Origin of the sequence: Paraburkholderia piptadeniae (assembly GCF_900007165.1) — a bacterium.
GTDB lineage: Bacteria > Pseudomonadota > Gammaproteobacteria > Burkholderiales > Burkholderiaceae > Paraburkholderia > Paraburkholderia piptadeniae.
Genome location: NZ_CYGY02000051.1, coordinates 25,366 through 50,421, shown reverse-complemented (window position 1 = coordinate 50,421; position 25,056 = coordinate 25,366). Strand labels below are relative to the sequence as shown.

At 63.1% G+C, this 25,056-nt stretch carries 21 protein-coding genes and 1 pseudogene; 8 read left to right on the top strand and 14 right to left on the bottom strand.

Features of this window, described 5'->3' with window-relative positions; genetic code table 11:
* The 5 genes from BN2476_RS47745 to BN2476_RS49740 all read left to right on the top strand — a co-directional run.
* The coding region (locus tag BN2476_RS47745; protein ID WP_218274546.1) for a hypothetical protein at nt 1–226 on the top strand (226 nt) is incomplete at its 5' end.
* 1,009 nt (nt 227–1,235) lie between these two features.
* Complete coding sequence (locus tag BN2476_RS26500; protein ID WP_235850970.1) at nt 1,236–2,027, top strand: ABC transporter permease; 792 nt, start codon at nt 1,236–1,238, stop codon at nt 2,025–2,027.
* A gap of 24 nt (nt 2,028–2,051) precedes the next feature.
* On the top strand, nt 2,052–3,071 hold the full coding sequence (locus tag BN2476_RS26495; RefSeq protein ID WP_087737167.1) for a taurine ABC transporter substrate-binding protein: 1,020 nt from the start codon (nt 2,052–2,054) through the stop codon (nt 3,069–3,071).
* Between the two features lie 36 nt (nt 3,072–3,107).
* On the top strand, nt 3,108–3,845 hold the full coding sequence (locus BN2476_RS26490) for an ABC transporter ATP-binding protein (protein ID WP_087737163.1): 738 nt from the start codon (nt 3,108–3,110) through the stop codon (nt 3,843–3,845).
* A 352-nt stretch (nt 3,846–4,197) separates the two neighbouring features.
* Nucleotides 4,198–4,341 (top strand): hypothetical protein, encoded by a 144-nt coding sequence (locus tag BN2476_RS49740; protein ID WP_218274545.1) that lies wholly within the window; start codon nt 4,198–4,200, stop codon nt 4,339–4,341.
* On the opposite strand, the gene BN2476_RS26480 is transcribed toward BN2476_RS49740, so the two are convergent.
* The 14 genes and pseudogenes from BN2476_RS26480 to BN2476_RS26415 all read right to left on the bottom strand — a co-directional run bounded on the left by BN2476_RS26480 (nt 4,282) and on the right by BN2476_RS26415 (nt 21,007).
* Nucleotides 4,282–5,826 (bottom strand): methyl-accepting chemotaxis protein, encoded by a 1,545-nt coding sequence (locus tag BN2476_RS26480; RefSeq protein WP_087737159.1) that lies wholly within the window; start codon nt 5,824–5,826, stop codon nt 4,282–4,284. The two genes, BN2476_RS49740 and BN2476_RS26480, sit on opposite strands and share 60 nt — an antisense overlap.
* Nucleotides 5,827–5,899: 73 nt before the next feature.
* Nucleotides 5,900–6,937 (bottom strand): XdhC family protein, encoded by a 1,038-nt coding sequence (locus tag BN2476_RS26475; RefSeq protein WP_087737158.1) that lies wholly within the window; start codon nt 6,935–6,937, stop codon nt 5,900–5,902.
* 50 nt (nt 6,938–6,987) lie between these two features.
* On the bottom strand, nt 6,988–8,346 hold the full coding sequence (locus tag BN2476_RS26470; RefSeq protein ID WP_087737157.1) for an MFS transporter: 1,359 nt from the start codon (nt 8,344–8,346) through the stop codon (nt 6,988–6,990).
* Nucleotides 8,347–8,405: 59 nt separating this feature from the next.
* On the bottom strand, nt 8,406–10,067 hold the full coding sequence (locus BN2476_RS26465; RefSeq protein WP_087737156.1) for a UbiD family decarboxylase: 1,662 nt from the start codon (nt 10,065–10,067) through the stop codon (nt 8,406–8,408).
* Nucleotides 10,068–10,265: 198 nt separating this feature from the next.
* Nucleotides 10,266–11,737 (bottom strand): annotated as a pseudogene (locus BN2476_RS26460) (NAD-dependent succinate-semialdehyde dehydrogenase).
* A 96-nt stretch (nt 11,738–11,833) separates the two neighbouring features.
* A complete protein-coding gene (locus tag BN2476_RS26455; RefSeq protein WP_087737155.1) occupies nt 11,834–12,436 on the bottom strand; it encodes a UbiX family flavin prenyltransferase in 603 nt (200 codons plus the stop codon).
* Entirely contained in the window at nt 12,423–14,090 is a 1,668-nt protein-coding gene (locus BN2476_RS26450; RefSeq protein ID WP_087737153.1) for a UbiD family decarboxylase, read from the bottom strand. Before BN2476_RS26450 ends, BN2476_RS26455 begins: the two co-directional genes overlap by 14 nt.
* Before the next feature lie 112 nt (nt 14,091–14,202).
* Nucleotides 14,203–14,931, bottom strand: a complete 729-nt coding sequence (locus BN2476_RS26445) for an enoyl-CoA hydratase/isomerase family protein (RefSeq protein ID WP_087737151.1) — start codon at nt 14,929–14,931, stop codon at nt 14,203–14,205.
* A gap of 65 nt (nt 14,932–14,996) precedes the next feature.
* Nucleotides 14,997–17,363 (bottom strand): xanthine dehydrogenase family protein molybdopterin-binding subunit, encoded by a 2,367-nt coding sequence (locus BN2476_RS26440; protein ID WP_087737149.1) that lies wholly within the window; start codon nt 17,361–17,363, stop codon nt 14,997–14,999.
* A gap of 4 nt (nt 17,364–17,367) precedes the next feature.
* Nucleotides 17,368–17,889: a (2Fe-2S)-binding protein gene (locus tag BN2476_RS26435; protein ID WP_160111756.1), complete on the bottom strand. Its 522-nt coding sequence runs from the start codon at nt 17,887–17,889 to the stop codon at nt 17,368–17,370.
* Nucleotides 17,890–17,908: 19 nt separating this feature from the next.
* On the bottom strand, nt 17,909–18,790 hold the full coding sequence (locus BN2476_RS26430; RefSeq protein WP_087737146.1) for an FAD binding domain-containing protein: 882 nt from the start codon (nt 18,788–18,790) through the stop codon (nt 17,909–17,911).
* A gap of 30 nt (nt 18,791–18,820) precedes the next feature.
* Complete coding sequence (locus BN2476_RS26425; protein WP_087737145.1) at nt 18,821–19,531, bottom strand: SRPBCC family protein; 711 nt, start codon at nt 19,529–19,531, stop codon at nt 18,821–18,823.
* Between the two features lie 113 nt (nt 19,532–19,644).
* Complete coding sequence (locus BN2476_RS26420; protein ID WP_087737143.1) at nt 19,645–20,439, bottom strand: alpha/beta fold hydrolase; 795 nt, start codon at nt 20,437–20,439, stop codon at nt 19,645–19,647.
* Nucleotides 20,440–20,602: 163 nt separating this feature from the next.
* Nucleotides 20,603–21,007, bottom strand: a complete 405-nt coding sequence (locus BN2476_RS26415) for a carboxymuconolactone decarboxylase family protein (RefSeq protein WP_087737141.1) — start codon at nt 21,005–21,007, stop codon at nt 20,603–20,605.
* Between the two features lie 140 nt (nt 21,008–21,147).
* On the opposite strand from BN2476_RS26415, the gene BN2476_RS26410 reads away from it, so the two are divergent.
* The 3 genes from BN2476_RS26410 (at nt 21,148) to BN2476_RS26400 (ending at nt 25,016) form a co-directional block, all read left to right on the top strand.
* Nucleotides 21,148–21,834 carry a GntR family transcriptional regulator gene (locus BN2476_RS26410; RefSeq protein ID WP_087737139.1) on the top strand — a complete coding sequence of 229 codons (687 nt, stop codon included), beginning with the start codon at nt 21,148–21,150 and terminating at the stop codon, nt 21,832–21,834.
* 330 nt (nt 21,835–22,164) lie between these two features.
* Nucleotides 22,165–23,463, top strand: coding sequence for an MFS transporter (locus BN2476_RS26405; protein ID WP_087737137.1), 1,299 nt, complete (start codon nt 22,165–22,167; stop codon nt 23,461–23,463).
* Nucleotides 23,464–23,609: 146 nt separating this feature from the next.
* Nucleotides 23,610–25,016, top strand: a complete 1,407-nt coding sequence (locus BN2476_RS26400) for a uracil-xanthine permease family protein (RefSeq protein ID WP_235850969.1) — start codon at nt 23,610–23,612, stop codon at nt 25,014–25,016.
* Nucleotides 25,017–25,056: the final 40 nt, after the last annotated feature.

The window sequence follows — 25,056 nt, the reverse complement described above, 5'->3', positions numbered from 1 at the left end:
GGTCATGTCCTGCGGGCCGCTGGCCGTCTGGGTTGGGGTCTTTTCGCTCATCAACTGTCTCCGGTTATCGTTTGACGGAATGCCGTATCTCGAATGCTATTCGGTGCCCCATGCGGGTCAAGGGATACCGTCTTCGTTGCATGAATTTGAAATGAAATGGAACGTTTTGTTTCAAAATGACCGGCACTGGCAACCGCCGATGCACTCGGGTCAGGCGGGCTGCTGAAAAAGCCGGTGCCGTCCGTCAAACGAGAAGTCGCGCGCGGCACGGTATATCGACACGTTAGGTTTTGCCCGTCGAAGGCGGTAGCACCAGTGCAAAGCTTTCGCCTGGGCCAGCACGCGGATCGTTCTGCAAAGACTCAGCCAGGTTGCTGTTGCCGCACGACCCTGCGCGCACGCAAGTCGGGTCCGTCATGACGAAATCGCGCGTCTGTGCGAGTTCAGGAGCGCCCGGCGGTGCCTGGTCGGCATGGTGGCGGTGGTTGGGACGGGTGGCTCGGCGTAACGAACAGGTAATCGCAGCGAGCGAGAGAGAGTCGCAAAACTGTACACGATCCCATCGCCTTCGATCGGCGATCGAGAAGAACGATTGATCGACCTGGCCGTAGATGAAGGAATATGCGTAGTTCTGCAAATTGGCGGGACGTTTGTGAGACTGGTTATCGGCCAGTCAATCAACGCCCGGTATTCAATACCAGCCGCCCGAGTCGCTCAGGTAAATTTCAGACTGACTGTTGGCGATGAGACAGTCCGTACAGCAGCTTCGGGAACAAGCTCAACACGAGCGCGGGCGTCGTGCCCTTGCTGCGGGCAGCGCGGCCGTCGAAATAATCGGAAGAAACCGGGCTGGGTTTCCCGCGACACCGCGAATGACCAAGAACGATGCTCATCGGGCACTGGACCCATCGGATCTTCTCGCCTGGTACTACCCCCCGCTTTATTGATTGAGAATGCTTGACTTAACGAGCGAGATCGCAAGTGCGAAATGCGAGAAGCTGAAATCTGTCCTGGTAGCCGCTGACTATACTTGAGACGGAACCAAAACAGGACGCGGAACTTCAAGTTGCCGATCGGCAGTTCAACGCCGAAATCGTACGCCGCGCGTGCGAATTGGGTGACAAAGGGCGTTCCTTGGCGTGCTCATTGTTTTTCAACTTGAGGAGACGGCGGTGAGAGCCTTACCCAGACTAGCAAGGACGATGAAGCATCCCGCTGACTCGACAATCGAGCCGGTGATCAAGATCCGCCGCGACCGCGGGAAATGGAATTCGTACTGGTTGACGACTGCCGTACTCGTAGTATCCGTCATGCTTTGGCAGGCGGTATCGATGGCGGGAATCTTCCCTGCGTTCGCGCTGCCCTCGCCGGTGGCGGTGTGGCAGGCCTTCGTCGAAATTGTCCACAATGGATATGGCGGGCAGACGCTCATTAGCGACGTTCTGATTAGTTGCTTTCGCATCGTCATCGGCTTCGTTGGCGCGATTGCGATCGGCGTTCCCATTGGACTCCTGATGTCGCGGAACAAGATCATTTTCGACATCATCGATCCCTTGCTGCAGTTCGTCCGGCCAGTTCCGCCGCTCGCCTATATCCCGCTGCTGGTGGTGTGGTTCGGCATCGGCGAATTGCCTAAAGCCATCCTGATTCTCGTTGGCACGATTCCGGTCATCATCATCGGCACCATGTCGGGCGTGAAAAGCACGCCGCCTTTGCGCATCTCGGTCGCTCGAACGCTCGGTGCGAGCAACGCGCAAATCTTCCGCAAGGTCGTGCTGCCTTCCGCGATGCCGGAGATCTTCACCGCGATGCGCGTGGGGATCGGCGTGGCCTGGACGTGTCTTGTTGCCGCGGAACTGATCGCGGCGAGCAGCGGGCTGGGCTGGCTCGTGCAGTTCGCCGGACAGGCGCTGCAGGTCGGCATTGTGATCGTTGGCATCGTGATCATCGGGTTGATCGGGTATGCAATGGAGCTGGTGATTCGCAAGATCGAGAATGTGGTCGTTCCCTGGCGCGGACATAACTGATCGGGTTATCGGAGGAGACGAAAAATGAAAAAGATGCAATGGGTCTATGGTGTCACCGCGGCTATGCTTGCCGGCAGTTGTCTTGTTTCGGGCGCGGCTTACTCGCAGAACAAGCCCGAGGTCATCATCGGCTACGAGGATAACGGCGCCGATCCGTACATGGTGTCAATGGCCGAGCATATGTTCGAACACCAGATGAACGCTGACGTTCAGTACAAGCTCTTTAGTTCGGGCCCGGCGGCGATGAGCGCGTTGGCGTCGAACAGTCTCACGTTCATGTGCGGCCTCGGCGTTCCGCCGCTCGTCACCGCGATCGCGCAGGGCTTGCCGATGACAATCGTGTACAACCAGGAGCGCTACACGGACGCGGCCGGCATCGTGGTCAAGCCCGACAGCGGCATCCATGATGTCGCTTCACTGCAAGGCAAGAAGATCGCGATCGTGGCCGGCTCGCAGGCCTCCTTCGAACTGGCGACTTTCCTCGCGGCTGCGCATGTGCCGTATTCGTCGGTCACGCAGATCAACATGGCGCCGCCGCAGATGCGTACGTCCTGGGTGACGGGCGCGATCGATGCGGCGATCGTCTGGGACCCGGTATTCAGCGCGCTGCGCGCGGCGGGCGGCAAGGCAATCAAGACCGATGGCGATCTGCCGCGAGAAGCCTCGAGCTACAACGTCTGTATTGCCAACTCGGAGTGGGCGAAGGCGCATCCGGATCTGGTCCGCGGTTTCGTCGCGGCTCTCGACCAGGGCTATCAGGTGACGATGAAGAATCGGGACCAGGCGCTTGCTGAAATGGCGCGCGCGACGGGCGTAACCGTGCCCGTTGCGACGAGTGAACTTGCCGGTTACGAGCTGTTCTCCGGCGCCGACCAGACCACGCCGAAAGTGATGGGCCTCGACGCAGGCGTCAAAACCTCCGCAACTTATCTGACGCTGGTGAATACAGCCAAGGTGCTCAACATGATAGGCCGCATTCCGTCAGTGCCGGCGAACTTCGACTCGAATGTCGCGCCACAGTACTCCAAATCTTTCGCACATTGATCCATTGACAGTCTGACCTTCAAGCAGGAGACGAACTTGAACATCGTCATCGATTCCCTGTACAAGACATTCGGTGCCACGTCGGCACTGGAAAACATCAATCTGCAGTTTCGGGGCGGCGAATTCGTCACCGTGCTCGGCGCCTCCGGCTGCGGAAAAACCACCTTGCTGCACCTGCTCGCCGGTCTGACGTCACCCACGCGGGGCAACATCTATATCGATGGCGAGATCAAGGACCAGCCTGGTGCCGACCGCGTCGTGGTGTTTCAGCAGGCCGGTTTGTTTCCGTGGCTCAGCGTCCAGGAAAACATCGAGTTCGGGCCGTCACTGCATTCGGTGCCCAAGACGCAACGCCGAAAGGACTCGGCCGACATCCTGCGGATCATCGGCCTCGAGTCTTTCGCCCGGCACAAGACCTATGAACTGTCGGGTGGCATGCAGCAGCGCGTGGCGATCGCGCGGGCACTCGTCATGAAGCCGAAGGTGCTGCTGATGGACGAGCCCTTCGGCGCATTGGATGCGCAGACGCGCAGTTCTATGCAAACCTTTCTGACGGAGCTGTGGGATCAGCTCCACTGCACGGTCGTGTTCATCACCCATGACATCGACGAAGCGATTTTTCTCGGTACACGTCTTGTCGTGCTTTCGGCGCGGCCGGGGCGAGTCGCGCTCGATGTGCCCATCGAACTGGAACGGCCGCGCACGCCGAAGGTCGCATTCGAACCGCACTTTCTGGAGCTGAAAAAGCGCGCGATGGGCATTCTCGCGCATTGATCTCAGGCGCGAAGGGCGTTGTCATCGATGGCAGCAGGTTGACTGTGTGGTGCAAGAATGGTTATTCGTATCAGGTAATTGCATCGACTGCGGAAGAGACAGTTCAACCATGCTCTATGTGCCGAGGCATTCTTTGAGTATGGCGGGGTGTCGTGCAGTTGCAGCGTTCATCCGATGTCTGGAAAGCGCGATGTGCTGACCAGATCGGGCCGAAGCATGAAAGCAATGCCTGCGTGCGACGCGCATCGCGAAAGCCGGACAACTCGCGTCGCACCTGCGGGTCAGTTCGTGGCGTTCTCGGCGCGGCTATCTTTCGGATGTTTTCGATCTGTTTCACGTCGGACATCTGAACTTGCTGCGAGCTGCGAGGAGTCGCTGTGATCTCCCGATCGCGGGGACCCGATCCGACGATTCAGTTGCTCGACCACGCACACTGTCAGTTCAGCCGGAAGATCGATACAGCGTTGCGCAACACATTCGCCTGGTCGTCGAGTGACGCCGCGGTTGCGGCCGCCTCTTCTACCAGCGCAGCGTTCTGTTGCGACACTTGATCCATCAGTGACACGGCGACGCTAACCTGTTCGATGCCATCGCGCTGTTCGTCGGACGCGTTTGCGATTTCCCGCATGATCGTCGCGACACGCGTGATCGAATCGCTAATCTCCTGCATCGTCTCGCCCGCGACCTTGACGAGTTTCGAACCCGAAGCCACGCGCTCGGCCGAATCGTCGATCAGTGTTTTGATTTCCTTTGCGGCTGTACCCGCGCGCTGCGCGAGCGAACGCACCTCGGAGGCGACCACGGCGAAGCCGCGTCCATGGTCACCGGCGCGGGCGGCTTCCACTGCGGCATTGAGCGCGAGAATGTTAGTCTGGAAGGCGATGTCTTCAATGACGCCAGTAATCTCTCCGATCTTCTGCGAGCTGCGGTCGATTTCCGTCATCGTATTGACGACATCGCTCACGACCTTCGAACCGCGCGCGCTCATGTTATGCGCGGATTCGGTCAGCGTTTGCGCGGTGCGCGCGTTGTCCGCGTTCTGCCGGACTGTCGCGGTGAGCTGTTCCATGCTGGCCGCCGTTTCCTGCAGCGATGCCGCCTGCTCCTCGGTGCGCTGTGAGAGGTCGTTGTTGCCGGCCGCAATCTGGCGTGTGGTGGTGGCGATGGATTCGGCGCCGCGCGCGACCTGCCGCACCGTCGCGTCGAGGCCGTCCTGCATCTGTTCGAGTCCTTCGACGAGCTGTCCCATTTCGTCGCGCGTGCGCGCCTTCAGCGGCACAGTCAGATCGCCTCGCGCGATGCGCTGGAGCGCAGCAAGCAGGCTGGCGAGCGGCACCGCGATCGAACGGCGCAAGCCGTACGCGCAGCCCACGCAGACGATCAGCCCGAATGCGATCAGCGCCACGCCAGCGAGACGCAGCCGCGCATTGAACTGCTGCGCGGCGGCAAACGCCAGCTTACCGTGCTCGTTCTTCCAATGATCGAGCGCGTCGGTAGTCGTCGAGAGCACAGTCGAGAGCGGCGACATCGTCTTCGTTGCGATCCTGTCCGCCGTCTCGCGGTCGCCCTGCTTGAGCGCATTGGCCAACGGCACGATTCCACGTTGTGCCAGCGCAGAGCGCGCTTCATCGACGCGGTTGGCGAGTACCTGCTCGTCGGGCGCAAGCTGGATGGCCCGATAGGTGCGCCACGCGCGATCCGAGTTCGACAGATGGCCGAGCGCCTTCGCGACTGCCTCCGACACCTCGGGGGCCTCGGGGTGCATCAGCGCGCGATCCAGCACCACGCGCGCGATCTCCAGCTCCAGATTGGCTCGCCCCACGGCAATCGATGCCGCCAGCTGGTTCGAGTAGGCGTAGTCCATCGCATCGTTCGAACGCTCGATGGCGAGCTGGCCGAGTATGCCGATCGCGAGGATGAGCACGCCCAGCACGCCCATCACGGCAGACAACCGGCTGGAAATGGAGAGACGAGAAAACATGTTGCCCCCGATGTTTCAGTCTGGTTCTGAAAGACTTTTTTATCGTGCTGCGAAAGCTTAGCTATCTACCCGATCAATGACGCTGCATGACGGCGCAGCTTGTCTGTTCATTCATCGCGATATCCAGCGTCGCTTTAGCTTCTTCAACCCGGAATTCGTTCGGCAACGCCACGCCGTTCTTGACCGCCGTGATCTCGGCAAGTATCGACACGGCGATCTCCGGCGGAGTACGACTGCCGATATAAATCCCGACTGGCCCGCGCAACCGGACGAGTTCGCTTTTGTCGAGATCGAAATGCTTTTCGAGCCGCTCGCGTCGTGCGGCATTGTTCCTGCGCGAACCCAAGGCGCCGACGTAGAACGCCGGCGTTCCGACCGCCTCCATCAACGCGAGGTCATCGAGCTTCGGATCGTGCGTCAACGCAATGACGGCGCAGCGCTCGTCGAGCTTCATGTCGAGCACGGTGTCGTCGGGCATCGTCCGCACGAGCGTCGTGCCCGGTACGTGCCAGGTGTCGGTGTACTCCTCTCGCGGATCGCAGACAGTCACTTGATAGTCGAGCCCGAGCGCAATCTGACAAAGATAGGTCGAGAGCTGACCGGCACCGATCACGAGCATCCGGTAACGAGGGCCGTGAACGGTCAGCAGCCGGTCTCCGTCGAAATCGACGCCGTCGGTCGCGTGCGCGGGCACGAGTCGCGCCGCGCCGCTCTTCATGTCGAGCGAACGTGCAACGAGCTGCCCGGCACCGACCCGGCGACACAGCTCGTCGATGCCGCTCGCGCGCGTCAGCGGCTCGAGTACCAGTTCGATCGTGCCGCCGCACGGCAGTCCGAAGCTATGCGCCTCTTCGGCCGAGATGCCGTACTTCATGGCTTCCGGGCGCGTCTGCTCGATACCGAGCTGGCGCACGCGGTCGATCAGATCGTCCTCGATGCAGCCGCCGGATACCGAGCCGACCACCGAGCCGTCTTCGCGGATTGCGAGCATCGCGCCTTCGGGCCGCGGCGACGAGCCCCACGTCTTGACGACGGTGACGAGCAGCACACGACGTCCGCTTTCGATCCAGCGAACGCTCGCTTTCAGCACTTCGAGATTGACGCTATCCATAAAACATCGAGGGGTTGCCTGAGCATGATGTGGGCTTCGGAAGAAGTCCGTTAATGGCGCGATAGCGCCGAGCGCAAGGACATTTCTCGCGCTGCTTCCGGCGTGATAGCCCTGTTGAGCATGAAGCAGGCAACACCGGCCGCCAGCAACGGCAACGCACCGAGAAGAAAGATCGTCCCGATCGGCGTTCCGATGGCGATCAGGACACCGGCGAGCAGCGGGCCGACGATAGCGCCGATCCGCGCTACCGCGAAGGACGCGCCGGTCGCTGTCGAGCGGATGAAGGTCGGATAGATCATGCTCGAAATTGCATTGAGGCCGATATTCCCACCCAGAACGAGCAGACCCGAGAGCAGCGCCATCGACATGGTGAGACCGGCGCCCGTGCCGACGGCCAGCCCGAGGGCCGCCACAGGAACCGCGCCGAGGATCATTGTCAGCGTCATCACCGATACGCCCTTCTTGTCGATCATCCAGCCGAAGAACCAGCTGAAGCCGGCACCAAGCTGGAACAGTGCCTGGCTGCGGGCTGCATTGGCATAGCCAATTTGATCGGTCAGCAGCGTCGTCATCCACTGCGACAGGAAGAAGTGCGTGACGAAGGAAAGACCGAGCCCGAGCCACAGGAAGGCGGTCATGGCCGAACGGCCCTCGGTGAAGAGGTGCCTCACGGGAACACCCGTGCGAGCCTTCTCCTGGATGATGAAGCGCGTGTCGTCCGCGAATTGCGCGCCAGGCTTCAGCCTGCGGGCATAGCCCAGGATGCGTTTGCTGGCAGGGTTGCGCAGCGTCAGGTAGCGGATCGATTCAGGCAGGCCCGCGAACAGGATGATGCCCACGACCACGGCGCCCGCGCCGCCCACGTAGAAGACCGAACGCCAGCCATAGGCCGGGATGATCTCTGCCGCGAGCAGGCCGCCGCCGGACGAGCCGGCGGTGTAGCCGAGGTAGAGGAGGGTAATGATCAGCCCTCGCTTACCCGAGCGGGCGTAGTCCGTGATCAGCGAGACGGCCATCGGCATACCGCCGCCGATGCCGAGCGCCGCGCAGAAACGCAGGATCGACAGTTCGACCAGGTTATGGGCGAAGGGCACGGCGAAAGTGAAGACGCCGAACAGCGCGGTCGCCAGCAGGATCGCGCGCCGTCGGCCGATACGGTCGGCCAGCATGGCGAAGACGACGGACCCCACCATCCAGCCGACGATGCTGATGTTGAACACAGGCGTCATCAGGGCCCGGTTGATGCCCCATTCCTTGATGATGCCGGGGGCGGCGTAATTCAAAGCCTGGTTGTCGAAGCCGTCCGCCAGCATCACGAGGGCGCACAGAATGAAGAGGCTCACAGTGAACCAGCTTCGCTCCTGCGTCTCGACGACCTGGGCGATATCGACGGTATTGTTTTGAGTCATGGACGTCTCCAAATGCCTCTGCTCCACGGGTTGTTGACTTTCGGCGAGCGCGTTCGCGCTTATTCGCCGTGACCGCCCGAGGCATCGCGCACCGGCGTTTCCGGCTTTACGCCGCCGCGCCGGTTGGCCCACGTACGTTCACCCGTCTCGCGCCAGCCGCCCGAGGTCGCCGCGTCTGCATACTCATCCCAGCGCTTGTCCCAGTCGCCCAGGTGATAACCGTGCCATGGCGGCTGCGGCGTGAGGCTCGGAAGCTTCAGCTCTTCCCAGATCTTGCGTGCCGCGGTCATGTATTGCTCCTTCGGCAGCGCCAGCGGCGGCATCGCGTGCTTCAGCGTCGCGTCGATCAGCAGCGTGCTTTCGAGCGGCGCGCGACCGGACTTGGGACCGTGGCCGCTGGTGCGATAGGGCGTCACATGCAGGTCGTGCGTGAAGTCGGAGCGATAGGCCAGCGACCAGAAAATCGCATCGGCATTTTCCGGGTTGATGTCCTCGGAAACCGCGATGACGAGCTTGCCGCACTGCGCCTGCAGCGTCGCGGCGCCTTGCAGGCCGCGCCAGACTTCCGCCTGCTGCGTGCCGCGCGCAAACTGCAGGAAGATCACCTTGCGCAGGTTGGTCAGCGGCTCGTGCATCACTACGCGCTTGATGCCGCGCACGCCCATCACCTTGCTCAGATGTTCGAGATACAGGGGCTCATAGGCAACCTTCTTCAGCACTGAGCTTTCGCTGGGCGTCACCTGGCTGATGATCGAGACGAAGACGGGCTTCTTCTTCATCGTGATCGCGGTGACGTGCATCGACATGTTGTAGTCTTCGAGCGCGATGTGGCCGTGGCTTTCACCGAACGGGCCTTCGGGTTCCAGCGCATCGGTGTCGATCAGACCTTCGATCACGATCTCGGCATCGGCGGGAACGACGAGATCGATGGTCTTGCAGCGCACCACTTCGACGGGCGCGCGCATCAGGCCGCCCGCCACTGCCATTTCATCCTGATCGATCTGCAGCTTCTGCGGGCCGGTGAACAGCACGGCGGGCGCGCAGCCCAGCACGATCGCGCAGGGCATCTTCTCGCCCTTGGCGCGATATTTTTCCCAGTGGAGATAACCGCCCGCACCCGACAAACGGCTCGCCATGCGCACACCTAGCCGGTTCTCCGACTTCAGCGCGGCGCGGTACGTACCCATGTTCTGGACGCCGCTTTCGGGATCTTTGGTCACGCAGAGCGTCGCGGTCAGATAGGGCGCCGCGTCGAAGCCGGGCGTGGAAACGGGCACGGGCAGTCGCGACAGGCCTTTTTCCTTCAGCGTGTCGCCGCTGATCACCACTTCCTGGCAGGGCGCCTGTTCGACCATGACGGGCGGAACCGGCTCGGCGATCGCCTCTGTCCATGCCTTTCCGATCTGCTCGACGGGCAGACCCAGGCCGGTAGCGTAGATTTCCGGCGAAGCGGCGAGACCGCCGATCAGCACCGGGATGTCATAAGTCTGGCCGTCGCCGTCGACCACGTTGGTGAACAGGAAAGCGCGGCGCTGATCTTCGTGCAGCCCGCCCTGGAACTGCCAGCGCGCGAGCGGGTGCAGCTCCGTATCCTTGTTGATCGGCCGGTCGATGCGGGTCAGCAGCCCCTTGGCCTCCAGCCGGGCGATATGGTCCTGCAAGTCGCGCGGCGCGCCGTCGGCGGTTGCCGTTCGCGAACGATCGTGAGGAGTTGATGACATTCCGTCTCCTAAATGTGAGTCCCAGCGGTTGGGTAAATCGGTGTGATTGTATGATTGCATGTCAATATTACGACTGTCAACGCGGCTTTACCGACTCACGCACAGCGCCCTGGTGCGTCCGGATGCCGTCGAACAACGGCTGGGCGTCGGGTTTGACGCGATGAATCCGGCTGGAGCCGGCTACTGAAGGGGCATCATTCAGATGCCGCCCATGCACAGGTATTTGATTTCGAGATATTCCTCGATGCCGTACTTCGAGCCTTCGCGACCGAGAGCGGATTGCTTTACGCCGCCAAACGGCGCGACTTCATTCGAGATCAGGCCGGTGTTGATGCCGACCATGCCGTATTCGAGCGCCTCGATACGCGCCAGATCCGGCCGATATCGCGGCTATAGAAGTAAGCGGCGAGACCAAACTCGGTAGCGTTTGCGGCCGCGATGGCCTCCTGCTCTTCGTGGAAGCGGAAAAGCGGGGCGACGGGGCCAAAGGTTTCCTCCGTCGCGAAGCGCATCGACGCCGTGACGCCGTCCACCACTGTCGGTTCGAAGAAGAGCTTGCCGGCCGCATGACGTTTGCCGCCCGTCAGCACGCGCGCCCCGTGAGCCACGGCGTCGGCGATATGCGCCTCGACCTTCTCGACGGCGGCCTCGTTGATGAGCGGGCCTTGCGTGACGCCGCTCTCGAAACCGTTGCCGACCTTGATGCGGGCGACGGCTGCCGTGAATTTCTCGGCGAACGCGTCGTATACACTGTCCTGCACATAGAAGCGGTTCGTGCAGACGCAGGTTTGACCGGCATTCCGGTACTTCGAGGCGAGTGCACCCTCGACTGCGGCATCGAGATCGGCATCGTCGAACACGATGAACGGCGCGTTGCCGCCGAGTTCGAGCGAGAGCTTCTTGATGGTCGGCGCGCATTGGCTCATCAGCATGCGGCCGACGGGCGTCGAGCCCGTGAACGAGAGCTTGCGCACGATCGGGTTGCTGGTCATCTCCGCGCCGATCGAGCGCGGATCGCCGACCACGACGCTGAACACCCCCGCCGGCACGCCCGCGCGATGCGCGAGCTCGGCCAGCGCGAGCGCCGACAGCGGCGTGGCTTCGGCGGGCTTCACGATCATCGAGCAGCCTGCGGCGAGCGCCGGTGCGACCTTGCGCGTGATCATCGCAGCCGGGAAGTTCCACGGCGTGATCGCAGCGCACACGCCGATCGGCTCCTTCGTCACCAGCATCCGCTTGTCGGCGGCGGGCGACGCGAGCACGTCGCCGTCGATCCGCTTCGCCTGCTCGGCGAACCATTCGATGAACGACGCCGCATAACCGATCTCGCCTTTTGCTTCGGCGAGCGGCTTGCCTTGTTCCGCCGACATGATCGTCGCGAGATCGCCGGTGTTCGCGATCATCAGCGCGTGCCAGCGCTTCAGAATGGCAGCCCGCTGTGCTGCCGTGAGCGCGCGCCAGCCACGCTGCGCGCGTTCGGCGGCTTCGATTGCGCGGCGCGTTTCGGCGCCCGTCATGAGCGGGACGTCGGCGATCTTCTCGCCGGTGGCGGGATCGTTGACAGCGAAGGTGCGCGCATCGTCGGCGCCGCACCATGCGCCGTCGACATAGGCGAGCGTGCGCAACAGGCTCGCGTCCGCGAGCCGGGAAAGCAGGTTGGATTCGGTCATGGTCATCGCAATAGCGGGCAATAGGCGGCAAAGGGCGGTCCGCCGCGCTTGCGTCGCGGCAGACCTGAGGAGGGTGAAAGCGGAACGGCGCGCGCGTTATGACTCTTGCGGCTCTTGCGGCGGCTCTTTCCAGCGCTTGACCACGCCCGTCTCGATATCGAACAGATCGAGCATGCGGCCAATGGTGTGATCGACGATGTCGGCGATCGTCTGCGGCTTCGAGTAGAACGCAGGGACGACGGGCGCGATGATCGCGCCCATGTCCGACAGCTGCACGAGCGTGCGCAGATGCCCGCCATGCAGCGGCGTTTCGCGCACGCCGAGCACGAGACGCCGGCGCTCCTTCAGCACGACGTCGGCGGCGCGGCTGATCAGCGAACTCGTGATGCCCGTCGCGATCTCGCTCATCGAGCGCACCGAGCACGGCACGATCAGCATGCCTTTCGTCTTGAACGAGCCCGACGAAATGGCCGCACCGATATCGCCCGCCGCATACCACTTCGACGCACGCGCTCGCAGGTCGACCGCGCGGAAGTCGGTTTCGTAGGTCATCGTCAGCTCGGCGGCCTTGCTGATCACGAGATGCGTCTCGACGCCCGCCTCGGCGAGCAGTTCGAGTGCGCGAATCCCGTAGATCACGCCCGACGCGCCGGTGATGCCGACGATGATCCGTTCCGGAGTCCTGTTATTCGTTGCCACGATCGCTCTCGACGCCACGTACCGGCGAATTCGGCTCGACGCCGCTACGGCGCCGAGCATGGTAGGACGCGTCGCGCTGCATCCATTCGCCGCGCGTCGCCTGCTCGGCGTTGCGGTCCCATTCTTCCGTCCAGTCGCCGAGCGAGTAGCCGTACCACGGCGACTCCGGCTTCAGCTTCGGCAGGCCGAGGCGTTCCCACAGCGCCTTCGCGTTCTCCATGTATTCCTTCTTCGGCAGCGCGAGCGGTGGCATCGGCGCTTTCATTGTCGCGTCGATCAGCATGGCCGAATCGAGGCCCATATCGTGGTCCGAGCGCGGACCGTGGCCGTGCTCGCGGTACGAAATCAGCTTCACGTCCTCGACCGGGTTGCAGCGATAGCCCATCGCCCAGAACACGGCGTCGGCGTTGTCGGGATCGATGTCGTCGTCGATCGCGATCACGAATTTGCCGATTGCAGCCTGCAACGACATCGTGCCGTACAGCGCCCGCCAGATTTCGGTCTTCTTCGAACCGCGCTCGAACTGCAGGAATACGAACCGACGCAGATTCGTGAGCGGCTCGTGCAGCGACACTTTCTTGATGCCGCGAATGCCGAGTTGGTCGCGCAGATGGCGCAGGAACATCGGCTCATACGCGAGACGTTTGATGACGCTCGATTCGGACGGCGTGACCTGCGAGATGATCGACGTCAGCACGGCATCTTTGCGGCGCGTGATGGCCGTGACTTCGATCGAGAGGTTGTAGTCTTCGAGCGCGACGTAACCGTGGCTTTCGCCGAACGGACCTTCTGGTTCGAGGTATTGCGGATCGACGTAACCTTCGACGACGACTTCCGCTTCGGCGGGCACCAGCAGATCGACCGTGCGGCCCTTGACGACGCGGATCGGCGCACCGGCGAGGCCGCCGGCGACACTCAGTTCATCGACGTTCGGGCGCAGCTTTTGCGGGCCCTGGAACGCGACGAGAGGCGGTGCGCCGAGCACGATGGCGACGGGCATCTTCTCGCCCTTCGCCGCGTACTTGCGCCAGTGATCGAGACCGCCCGCGCGCAGGTTCACGAGCATCATCATGCCGAGGCGCGTGGCCGACTTCAGGTGGCCGCGATACGTGCCCATGTTCTGCACGCCCGTTTCCGGATCGCGCGAGATAACACCCGTCATCGTCATGTACGGCGCGGCGTCGAAGCCCGGCGTCGAGATCGGCAGCGGCAGCGATTCGAGGCCGTTGCCGGGACCTTCGAGGTCCTTGCCTTCGATCACGATGTCATGCACGGGTCCGCTTTCGACCACGACGGGCGGCACGGGATTGTCGATCGCGCGATTCCAGGCGTCGCCGATATCGTCGAGCGACGAAACGTTCATGCCGATCCGGTAGATCTCCGGATTCGCGGCAATGCCGCCCACGATCACGGGGATATCGTACTTGCGGCCCTTGCTGTCGACGATATTGGTGAAGAGGAACGCCTTGCGATCGGCTTCGGGAATGCCGCCGCGGAACTGCCAGCGCACGAGCGGATGCATCTCGGTGTCCTTGTTGACCGGTTCGTCGATCCGGTACAGCAAACCTGCCGCTTCGAGGCGTGCGATGTGTTCGTGCAGGTCCGCGTAATCCTCGTTCGCGGAAGACCTGGAAGTGATGTCTTGATCAGCCATGGCTAGAGTCCCGTGAAGCGCCGCGTTGCGCGGCGCCCTTATTGCTTGAAGTGTTGCCCGACGCGCGCGAGGCGCGATACGTCGGTGATGTACAGCGTGCAGCGGTGATGTATCAACGGCGCATCGACGTCATCGCGTTCGCGAGCGACGCACCCGCGACTTCGCTCGCGAGCGAGAAGTCGGGGATCGTGATCTCGCGGAAATATGTTTTCAGCGTCGCGATGGCGATCCGGTCGCGTGTGCAGATCGAAGCGACCATCGCGTCCGCACGCTCGGCCAGTTTTGCAGCCGGCACGACTTCGGCGACGATGCCCCACTCGCGCGCATTCGCGGCGTCTATCGTCTCCGTCAGGTAGACCATGTGCGCGGACGCCTTCGGCGGCACTTTGTGGCGCAGCACCGACAGCACGAGCGTCGGCGGGAGGTTCTTCTGCAGCTCGGGCAGGTTGAAGCGTGCACTGTCCGACGCGATGGCGAGATCGCATGCGGTGACGAGCGCGCAGCCAAACCCTTCCGCATCGCCTTGCACTTCGGCGAGCAGCGGCACTTCGCTTTCGTGCATCGCGCGGTAGACGTCGAGAATCGGATCAGCGACGTTGCGGCGGAACTGTGCGGACGTCGGCGGCGTGGCCGGCGGCGCGCTGACCGCGCGGCCGCGGCAGAACGCAGGACCGGACGCGCGGATGCGGATGATCTTCACGTTGGTGTCGCGGCCGGCCTTGCGGATGTCGGCGGCGAGCGCGCGCATGGCGTCGAGCGTCAGCGTGTTGCCGAGGTCCGGCTGGGAGAGGGTGATCCGGTATTCGGATTCGTGGAGCGCCGTGGTGAATTCGGTCGTCATGGAGTAAAGGTCCAAACAATGAAAACAGGGAAGGGGCGCCCGCGCTGAGCGGGCGCCTGCGCAGGTCAGCGCGCGTAAGCGCCCGCCTCCTTGAGCTTCTGGAACACACGCTGCGGTACGAGCGGTGCTTCGGTGAATTCGACGCCGTATTCCGAGAGCGCGTCCTCCATCGCCGCGACGATCGCCGCTGCGGCCGGAATAGTGCCGCCTTCGCCCGCGCCCTTGACGCCGAGCGGGTTCAACGGCGACGGCGTTTCGAGGTGCACGATGTCGATGTTCGGCACGTCGGTCGCCATCGGCAGCAGGTATTCGCCGAAGTTCGTCGTGGTCGGTTGCGCGTTCTCGTCGTATTGCATCCATTCGAGCGTTGCGTTGCCGATGCCGTGCGCGATCGAGCCGATCACCTGGCCATCGACGATCATCGGATTGATGAGCTTGCCCGAATCGTGTGCCATCACGTAGTTGAGGATCGTGATGTGGCCCGTCTCGCGATCGACTTCGAGTTCGACGACAGCGGTGCCATTGCAGTACGTCGACTGTGCGGGCGAGAAGTATTTCGTTTCCTCGAGGCCGGCGGTGAGGCCCTCAGGCATCGTGAAACCCGGCATGCCTTGCGAGATCTTCGCGAGCTGGCCGTAGCTCATGCGCTGTTCGATGCCCGAGCGTCGCGCCACATGGCCCTCGACGAGCACAAGGTCGGCGGGTTCGCACTTCCACAGATGGGCGGCGAGCGTGAGCATCTTTTCGCCCACGGCCTGAGCGGCAATGTAGACCGAGTTGCCGGCATTGACCGTCACGCGGCTGGCGAACGTGCCGACACCCATCGAGATGCCGCCTGTATCGCCCGTAATGACGTCGATCGTTTCGAGCGGCACGTTCAGCTGTTCGGCGCAGATCTGTGCGAAGGTCGTCTTGTGGCCCTGGCCTTGCGGCGAGGCGCCCGTGATCACGACGACGCGGCCGTTCGCCTGCACGCGCACCGTGGCGCCCTCGAACGGTCCCATGCCGGTGCCTTCGACGAAGCTCGCCATGCCGATGCCGATGAAGCGGCCTTCGCGGCGTGCCTCGGCTTTGCGTTCGGCAAAGCTCGCGTAGTTCGCGCGCTCGAGCGCGGCTTTCTGGCAGGCGGGATAGTCGCCGCTGTCGTAGCGCAGCGGACTGCCGTCGCGATAGATGAAGCCCGCGTCATAGGGCATCTGCTCCGGCTGGATCAGATTGCGCCAGCGCAGCTCCGCGCGATCCATGCCGAGTGCGCGCGCGGCCTTGTCGAGAATCCGCTCCATCGCGAACACCGCCTGCGGACGGCCTGCACCGCGCACGGGCGAGGTTGCGCACTTGTTCGTGTAGACGACATCGAGCTTCGCGGCCATCGCGGGGATCACGTAAGGGCCAGGGGTCGTCGTGATCGAGATGTACGGCGTGATGATGCCCCACGGCAGGAACGCGCCGTTGTCGTGCACCATCTCGAGTTTCACGCCCCGAATCTTGCCGTCGTTTCCGAGCGCCATGCGCACGCTCCACCACTGGTCGCGCTCCTGCGTGACGGCGAGGAAGTGCTCGCGCCGGTCCTCGATCCATTTGACGGGACGCTTGAGCGCAACCGCTGCGATCGCGACGAGCGCTTCCTCCGGATAGAACGGCAGCTTTGGACCGAAGCCGCCGCCGACGTCGTTCATCAGCACGCGCAGCTTCTCGGCATCCCATTCGAGCAGTTCGACGAGGTTCTTCTTCTCGTGGTGCGGTGCCTGACCCGACGACCAGACGGTCAACTCGCCGTTGGTCGCGTGGTATTCGGCGAGATAGCCGCGCGTCTCCATCGGATGCGCGGACCCCCGGTTCTGCCAGTACGTTTCCTCGACGACGTGCGGCGCATCGTTGAAGGCGGCGTCGATATCACCGAAACCCATTTCGATATGCGCGACCACATTGTCTTTTGCGTCGGTGTGGCAAAGCGGCGATTCGGGACGCAGTCCGTCGCGGCAATCGGCGACGGCGGGCAGCGGGTCGTATTCGATCTCGATCAGACCACATGCGTCTTCTGCGATATAGCGGTTGTCCGCGACGACGAACGCCACCGCTTCGCCCGCGAACGTCACTTCCGTCGACGCGAGCAGTTCCTGGGTACGCTCGAAGCGGATCGCCGGATTCGGCAACATCGACGGCGCACGGCCGCGTGCGCGGCCGCTGAGATCCGCGTGTGTGTAGACGGCGTGCACGCCCTTGAGTTCGCGGGCCGCAGTGCAGTCGATCGAGACAATCTTGGCGTGCGCGTGCGGGCTGCGCAGCACCGCGGCTTGCAGCATGTTCGGCAGGTGCACGTCGTCCACGTAGGAGCCCTGGCCCTGCAGCAGCTTTTTGTCTTCGGTGCGCGCGACGCGCTTGCCGATGTAGCGCTGGTCGGTGGGTGCACCCTTCAGGTCGGAAATTTCCATCGTGTTACTCCGTAGCGTGTGCTGCCGGTGCCGCCGGCGTAGCAGCACGCTGATCGCGAATGCGCTGTGCAGCGAGCAGGGCGGCAGCCACGATCGGCTGATAGCCCGTACAGCGGCAAAGATTGCCCGTGATCGCTTCGCGGATTTCGGCTTCCGTCGGCGAGTCCGTTTCGTTCAGCAGTTCGGTCAGCGTCATCAGCATGCCGGGCGTACAGAACCCGCATTGCAGCGCGTGCGTTTCGCTAAAGGCCTTCTGCAACTCGTTGAGCGTGCCATCGGCGTGGGCGAGCCCTTCGACGGTGGTCAGCGAGCGGCCGTTCACCTGGGCGGCGAGGGTCAGGCAGGCACGCGCGGTGCGGCCTTCGATCAGCACGGTGCAGGCACCGCATACGCCGTGCTCGCAACCGTAGTGCGTGCCGGTGAGATTGAGGTCGTGACGCAGGAAATCACCGAGCATGCGGCGCGATTCCACCTCGTGCTCATAAGCGGTGCCGTTGACGACGACTCTGACGATACGAGTCTCCATGTCCATCTCCTCTGTCACTCTACGATTGTCTTGCGACGCGCGAGAACGCCCGTTTCAGCGCTCTTTCGGTCAGGACGCCGGCGAGATGCTGGCGGTAGTCGGTACTCACGTGCGCGTCGGTCATCACGTCGAGCGCGCGGGCGGCGTCGCTCGCGATACGCAGCGCGCTTTCGTCCATCGGGCGTCCACGCAGGGACGTCTCGACCTCTTGCATCCGTACGGGGCCGGGCGCAACACCGCAGATCGTCAGCGATACGCGGTCGAGGCGTCCTTGCGCATCCGCGGTGCAAAGCGCCGCGACACCGACGATTGCGTAATCGCCATGGCGCCGCGCGAACTCTTCGAATGCATAGCCATGACCTTCGGGCCAGATATCGAGCGAGATGCCGGCGAGCAGTTCGCCTTCTTCGAGCGCGGGAGTCATGTACATCAGCGCCCAGTCGGACATCGGCAGCTCGCGGCGCTTGACTGCGCCGTCTTCGTAGCGGGCGATCGTCAGCACGCCGTCGAGCGCGGCGGTGAAGCACGGCTGCTCCGACGACGGATCCAGCTGGCACAGGCTGCCGCCGAGCGTGCCGCGGTTGCGGATCTGCTTGTGGCTGACGAGCTGGTATGCCTCGCGGATCAGCGGTGCGCGCTTCGTGACGAGCGGCGACAGTTCGATGTCACGTTGCCGTGCCATCGCGCCGATGTGAAGGCGGCCATTGCGCTCTTCGATGCGGGTCAGTGCCTCGACGCCGTTCAGGTCGATCAGGTGACTCGTCATCAGATACCGGAAGTTCATCATCGGCATCAGCGACTGGCCGCCGGCGAGCACTCGCGCGTCCTCGAGCGTCCCGAGCAACCGCGCGGCTTCGTCGACGGTGGTCGGCGCGTGATACTGGAATTCACTGGGTTTCATGCGTGCTCCGATAGTGCGGCGGTGACTTCTTCAGTGATGCTGCTTGACCCCGAAGAGCCGCGTGAAGAAATTCCGGATCGATTGCCACATCGCCTTGCGCATGAGTGCGCCGGCGTCCAGCGGCGCGACGGGTGCCGGTGCGGGCGGCGGGCGGCGCGCTTCGGTGGCCGGCCTGGGCGCATCCGGTGCCGCTGCAGTGGCGGCGGGCGCACCAGGCTCGCTCGCGGTCTCCTGTGCGGCGGCGGGAGCGGCCTGTGCGGCCTGGGCGGCGTGCGCGGAGTCCGCTTCGATGAGGGCGGCAAGGTTCTTCGCGAACTGGTTCAGCAGTTGCTGCGAGAGCGCCTCGATCATCCCGGCGCCGCGCCCGTACTGCGCGACCGTGCCCGACAGATTGACGTCCGACACGACGTCGACTTTCGTCTTGCCGCCGCCCGCGTCGGCGACGGCTGCGTTGATCTGCGCTTCGGCGCCGCCGCGGCCTTTCGTGTCGGTGCCACTGGCGGACACCACGACCGCGTGGTCGGCGTCGTTCTGTTCAGCAATCTTGAATTTGCCCGCGAACTTCAGCGTGAGCGGGCCAAGCTTGACGGTGAAGCCGCCCTTGTAGCTGCCGTCGGGCTGCTGTTCCTTGAGTTCCGCGCCCGGAAAGCACGGTGCGGACCGTTCGATGTCGATCATCGTTGCCCACACATCCGTGGGCGGTGCATCGACCGTGAAAGACGATCGGATTGTGATTGCCATGGTGCCTCCTGGGAGCGATCGGCCCGTGCGGGCGCCGCTCCATTTATCTGGTCACTACTGAGCCGCGTGGCGCGTGAAACTGTCCCAACGCTCGGGCGAGCTCGCGTTTCATTTCATTCAGTGAGCGTCGACAGAAAAACGTCGAATATCGCTGCGAAGACTGCGTGCATGTCGAACGCACCAAAATGCGCGGCACCCGGCACCACGACGAAACGGCTGTGCGGCAGCGCGTCAGCGATCTTCTGCGATACGGCCGGCGGAATGCTCGCATCGGCATCGCCCGCGACGACGAGCGCCGGTGCGGCCACGCCCGGCAGTTCGCCGAGATTGTCGAGCAGCGAGATGGCCTGCCAGTTCGCGCTCCAGCTGTACCAGTCGTCCGCGGCGAGCCGCTCGCGACACTTCTGGACGAGGTCGGGGCGCGGCGTGTCCGTGAGGAACCAGCGCGTGATCGTTTCGTCGATCACTTCGGTCATCGAACCTTGTCGGCTCATGTCGCCGCGCGCGAGAATGCGCGGGCGCACTTCGTCGGGAAAGCCACCCGCTGTTCCGCAGAGAATCAGCGCGCCAACGAGCGCAGGGAACTGGATCGCAACACGCTGCGCAATCATGCCGCCCATCGATACGCCAATCAGCGTGGCGCCCGTCAAGCGTTCCTGGCGTAGCACTGCGGCGACGTCGGCCGCGTGATCGGCAATCGTGATGGGGGCGGTGACGGCGCTCGAATGACCGTGACCGCGAATATCGATCGAGACGACGTCATATGATGCGGCCCAATGCTCGACGTACTCGTCCCACCAGCTTCGGTCGACGCCGATCGGATGAAGCAGAACCAGCGGCCGGCCCGACCCGCGACGGGAATAGGCGATGCGGCCGGCTGGGATTTCGCAGAAAGTTGAATGAGACATGGCTTGAACGGGGAAGGCGCGGGGTACGACAGGTGAATCGTGCGATTGGCTACCGGCTCGGCAACCCGCAGCGCGAGACACCTGCATCCCCTGAACTACCAGGCATGCGCGCCTGGGATGAGATGCCGGGTCGCCGGGCGACGTCACGAACCGCAAGCTGTCTTCAGGCAGTCGCCGCGGCTTTCGCCTTCAGGTCGAGTACGACCGCCTTCGCGCGACGCAACCCTTCAGCCGCAACGGGAATGCCTGCATAGACGCCTGCCTGCAGCACTACCTCGGCGATTTCCTCTTCCGTCACACCGTTGTTCACTGCACCGCGGGTATGAACTTCGAATTCGTGCCAGCGCCCGAGCGACGCCAGCATCGCGAGGTTCAGCATGCTGCGCGTTGCGCGCGTGAGACCCTGGCGGTTCCACACATTGCCCCAGCACACGTCTTCCGTGTATTCGCGGAAGACGGTGTCGAAAAGATGGGGGTCGGCGTCGCCTGCAGTGTGGCTCGCGCCCAGCACTTCCTTGCGAATCTGTGCGCCGATGGCACGACGTTCGGACAGCGTGATGTCTTCCATGATTATCCTTCGGGTTGGTTCAGCAGTTGTAGGATTGTATAATTGGAAGACAGTATCGGAGCTTCGTTTTCGAATGTCAATATGATTGTATTACGAAGTTTTGGCGGAGATCTTCTCAATTCATACGACAAAGGGATGGAATGAATACCAACAGACTGGTAGTCCGACCGGTAGCAACGCTGCGCCAGCAGGTGATCGACAGCTTGCGAGGGTGCATCAGCGATCTTACTTTCAAGCCGGGTGACCGCCTGGTCGAGCGCGAACTGTGCGAAATGTTCGGTGTGAGCCGCACGCTCGTTCGAGAGGCACTGAGTCAGTTGGTGGCCGAGGGACTCGTGCAGATCATTCCGCACAAGGGCCCGATCGTTTCCGTCATGACGGGCGAGGAGGCGAGAGGGCTTTATGAAGTGCGCGCGGTACTCGAGGCGCTAGCGGGCCGCCAGTTCACCGAGCGGGCAACGGACGAGCAGCGCAACGTGCTGAAGCAGGCGTTGAGCGAACTTGCGTCGCTACGGCACATGCAGGGGCCGGACGCTACGATGCGGTTCCTGAAACAAAAGGCGCAGTTCTACGAGGTGATGCTCGAGGGCGCCAGCAATCCAGTGCTCACGGAGATGCTGCGTCTTGTTCATACGCGGGTGATGATGCTGCGCGCGACGACGCTCTCGCAAGAAGGGCGTCTGCCGCAAAGCTATGACGAAATTGCGACGATCGTCGACGCAATTATGCGAAACGACGCCGATGCGGCGGCAGCGGCGTGCAAGCGCCATGTGGAGCAAGCGGAAAGGCTGGCCGTTCAAGTGCTTGCCGTAGCGGCCAACAGTTAGTCGACTGAAACGCCACTCCTCCCGGTTTCTTCCGCACCCGATACGTTTGCCATAGCCTGGAGGGTTCGCATCGCGGCGTGTCGGGTTGTGGATCGTCCTGTCAACAGACCTGGTCTTCCCTCATCGACGGGCCGCCGGAAGTGTCTGTCTCATTGTGCGTCAGACGCTGCCAGGCGGACTCCGATGTTTAACGCATCGAGTCGTAATACAATAATCTGTATTGCAATCTAATTGCATTACGCTATACTGCGCCCAATGACAAAACGGGCACCACGACCCGTACCAATCAAAATCGCCCGCTTTCGCGGCGAGAGATCAGGAGACGGGACAATGGGCACAACGCAGTGCGCGAAGCCGGCGTCGGCGGCTTCGGCCGAGCCTCAAGGATTCAGGTTGTCGCGCTATCAGTGGCTGGCGCTGATTTCGGCGTTCCTCGGCTGGATGTTCGATTCGATGGATCTGAATCTCTTCACGCTCGTGCTCGTGCCGAGCGTCGGCCAGCTGCTGCATAGCACGGATGCGACCGAGATCAGCAAGATCGGCAGCTACATCATTGCGGGCAAGCTGCTCACGTGGGGCATCGGCGGCGTGCTGTTTGGGGTGGCCGCCGACCGCTTCGGCCGCTCGCGCGTCATGGGCTGGACCATCCTCATCTACGCGGCCTTCACGCTGCTGAGCGCCTTCTCAAGAACATGGACGGAACTCGCTGTCGCGCAGGCGATGGCCGGTTTCGGCATCGGCGGCGAATGGGCGGCAGGGGCCGCGCTCGTCGCCGAATCGTGGCCGGGCCGGCAACGCGCCCGTGCGATGCAGATCATGCAGATGGCGTTCGCGTTCGGCTTTCTCGCGGCGGCGCTCGACAATCTGCTGCTCGGCCGCTTCGGCTGGCGGGTCGTGCTCGGCGTGGGCGCCGCGCCCGCGCTCGTCACGATTCTCGTGCGCCGCTTCGTCCCCGAGCCGCAACGCTGGGTGCAAGTGCGCGACAGCGTCATCGCCGAATCCGCGATGCAAACTTTCACCGCCATCTTCGCGCCAGGACTTCGCCGCAAGACGATCATCGGCGTGGTCGTCTCGTCGGCGGCCATGCTCGGCTGCTGGGGCGGTCTCACGTTCCTGCCGAGCTGGATTCATCAGCTGTCGGTCACGGCTACCGATCATCGCGACATCGGCACGACGGTCAGCTACGCGTTCATTCTCATGATGATCGGCGCAACGCTCGGCTATCTGTCGCTGATCTGGATGCTCGATGCACTTGGCCGCCGAATGTCGTATTTCATCTTTTCGGCAGGATCGCTCGTGATATCGCTGGTGCTGTTCATGATGGTGCATGACATCGGCGGGGTGCTGTGGCTGATGCCCGTGTACGGTTACTTCGTGATCGGCGCGTTCGGCACATTTGCTGCCTATCTGCCCGAACTTTTCCCGACCCGCGTGCGTGCGACGGGGCAGGGCTTTTGCTGGAACATGGCCCGTGCGCTGACAAGTATTGGTCCCATCGCCGGCAACGCCGTGGTCGCGAAGTTCGGTTCGTTTCCGGCAGCATCGGCGGCGGTGTCGCTGCTCTTTATCGTCGGCATGGTGTCGGTCTGGTTCGGTCCCGAGACGAAGGGCATTCCTCTCGATAACTAAGGATCACTGAAGACACGGGCGGCGAGCTGTCTGTCACGGAAATACAGCTGTTTCCTTCGTGCGATGGCGTATGAAGGGAAAGGGTGCGATGCGGCCATGGTCTGCTTCGCCGGACAGGATTTCGTATTTGATCAATGGAACACACCTTGAGCACAAACATACCGAAACCCGGCGCTGCGATCCGGGAGGCCGCCGCAGAGCATGCGTCTGCGCGCGTCTTCGACGTCGGAATCAACGAGCGGTTGCCACTCTCGCAACTGGTCGTGCTTGCGCCGCAGAACGTTTTCGGCATGACGGGCATGTTTGTGTTCCCGGGAATCCTCGGCCGCGCATTTCATCTGCCCGATCCGCAGATCGCGTACCTGTACGGGATGACCTTCATGTCGTGCGGGATCGTCACGATCCTGCAATCGGTGCTGCTGTTGCGTTTGCCCGTCGCGCAGGGCCCTTACGCGGGCAGCTTCGGTGCGCTGCTGACGGTCGGGCATTTGCAGTCAGGCGGGCTCGGCACGGCGTTCGGATCGTTCTTCGCCGCTTCGCTGATCTGGTGTCTGCTCACGGCGCCGATCCGCGGACGCAGCGTGGCGGGCATGTTCGCGCGGCATCTGCGCCTGCCCATCATCTCCGGGATGATCGTGATGCTGATCATGGTGCAGATCTCCAGCGTCGCGCTGCCGACCTGGATCGGCAGCCCTAAAAGCCCCGGCTTTCCGGTCGTGAACCTGCTGTCCGGCGCGGTCGCCGTGGCGGGTATCGTGTTCGCGATGCTGTGGGGCGGCCGCCGGTTGCGCCGCGTTGCGATCCTGCTCGGCCTCGCGCTCGGCACGTTGGCCTACACGCTGTTCCAGCCGGTGTCGTTTGCGGCGGTGGCGGCCGCGCCGTTCGTCGTCGAACCGCACGTCTTTCCGTTCGGCTTCGGCGTGCGCCCCGATCTCGTTGCGGTGTTCCTGCTCGTGCTGATTCCGGCAGGCATGGGATCGATGGCCCTGTACCAGACAGTCGCTGAGTGGGGCCAGGAGACGCTCAGTCCGGGCCGCATGTCCGAAGGTCTCTTCGGCGTGGCGATCGGCTCGGTTGTCGCGGCAATGTGGGGTGGCTTCAGCACGATCGCATATCCAGACAACATCGGCATTCTGCGTGCGACGCGTGTCGGTTCGCGCTACGTGACGCTCGCGGCAGGCATCCTGCTGATCGTGCTCGGTGGCTGCGTGAAGTTCGACATGCTGCTCGTCGTCGTGCCGATCCCGGTAATCTCAGCGGCCGCGACGCTGCTCTTTGGCATCGTCTTCATGCACGGCGTGCACATTCTCGCGCAGGTCGAATGGGACGATCAGCGGCTGATCGCAGCGGGACTCGCGTTTCTCGTTGGCCTCGGTGGTCTCTTCATCTCGCCTGAGGTCATTCATGCGATGCCGCTGATGCTGCAGCTCGTGCTTCAGCAGCCGGTGATCTCCGGTGGTCTTACGCTGGTGGTACTGCACACGCTGCTTTGCTCGAAGCAGCAGCCGAAAACATCGGCGGCCGCGCACGCCCGCGCGCAGAACCAGGCTTAAACAAGGCCGTAAAACCTGTCCGGGCGGGCCGCCCACCCCG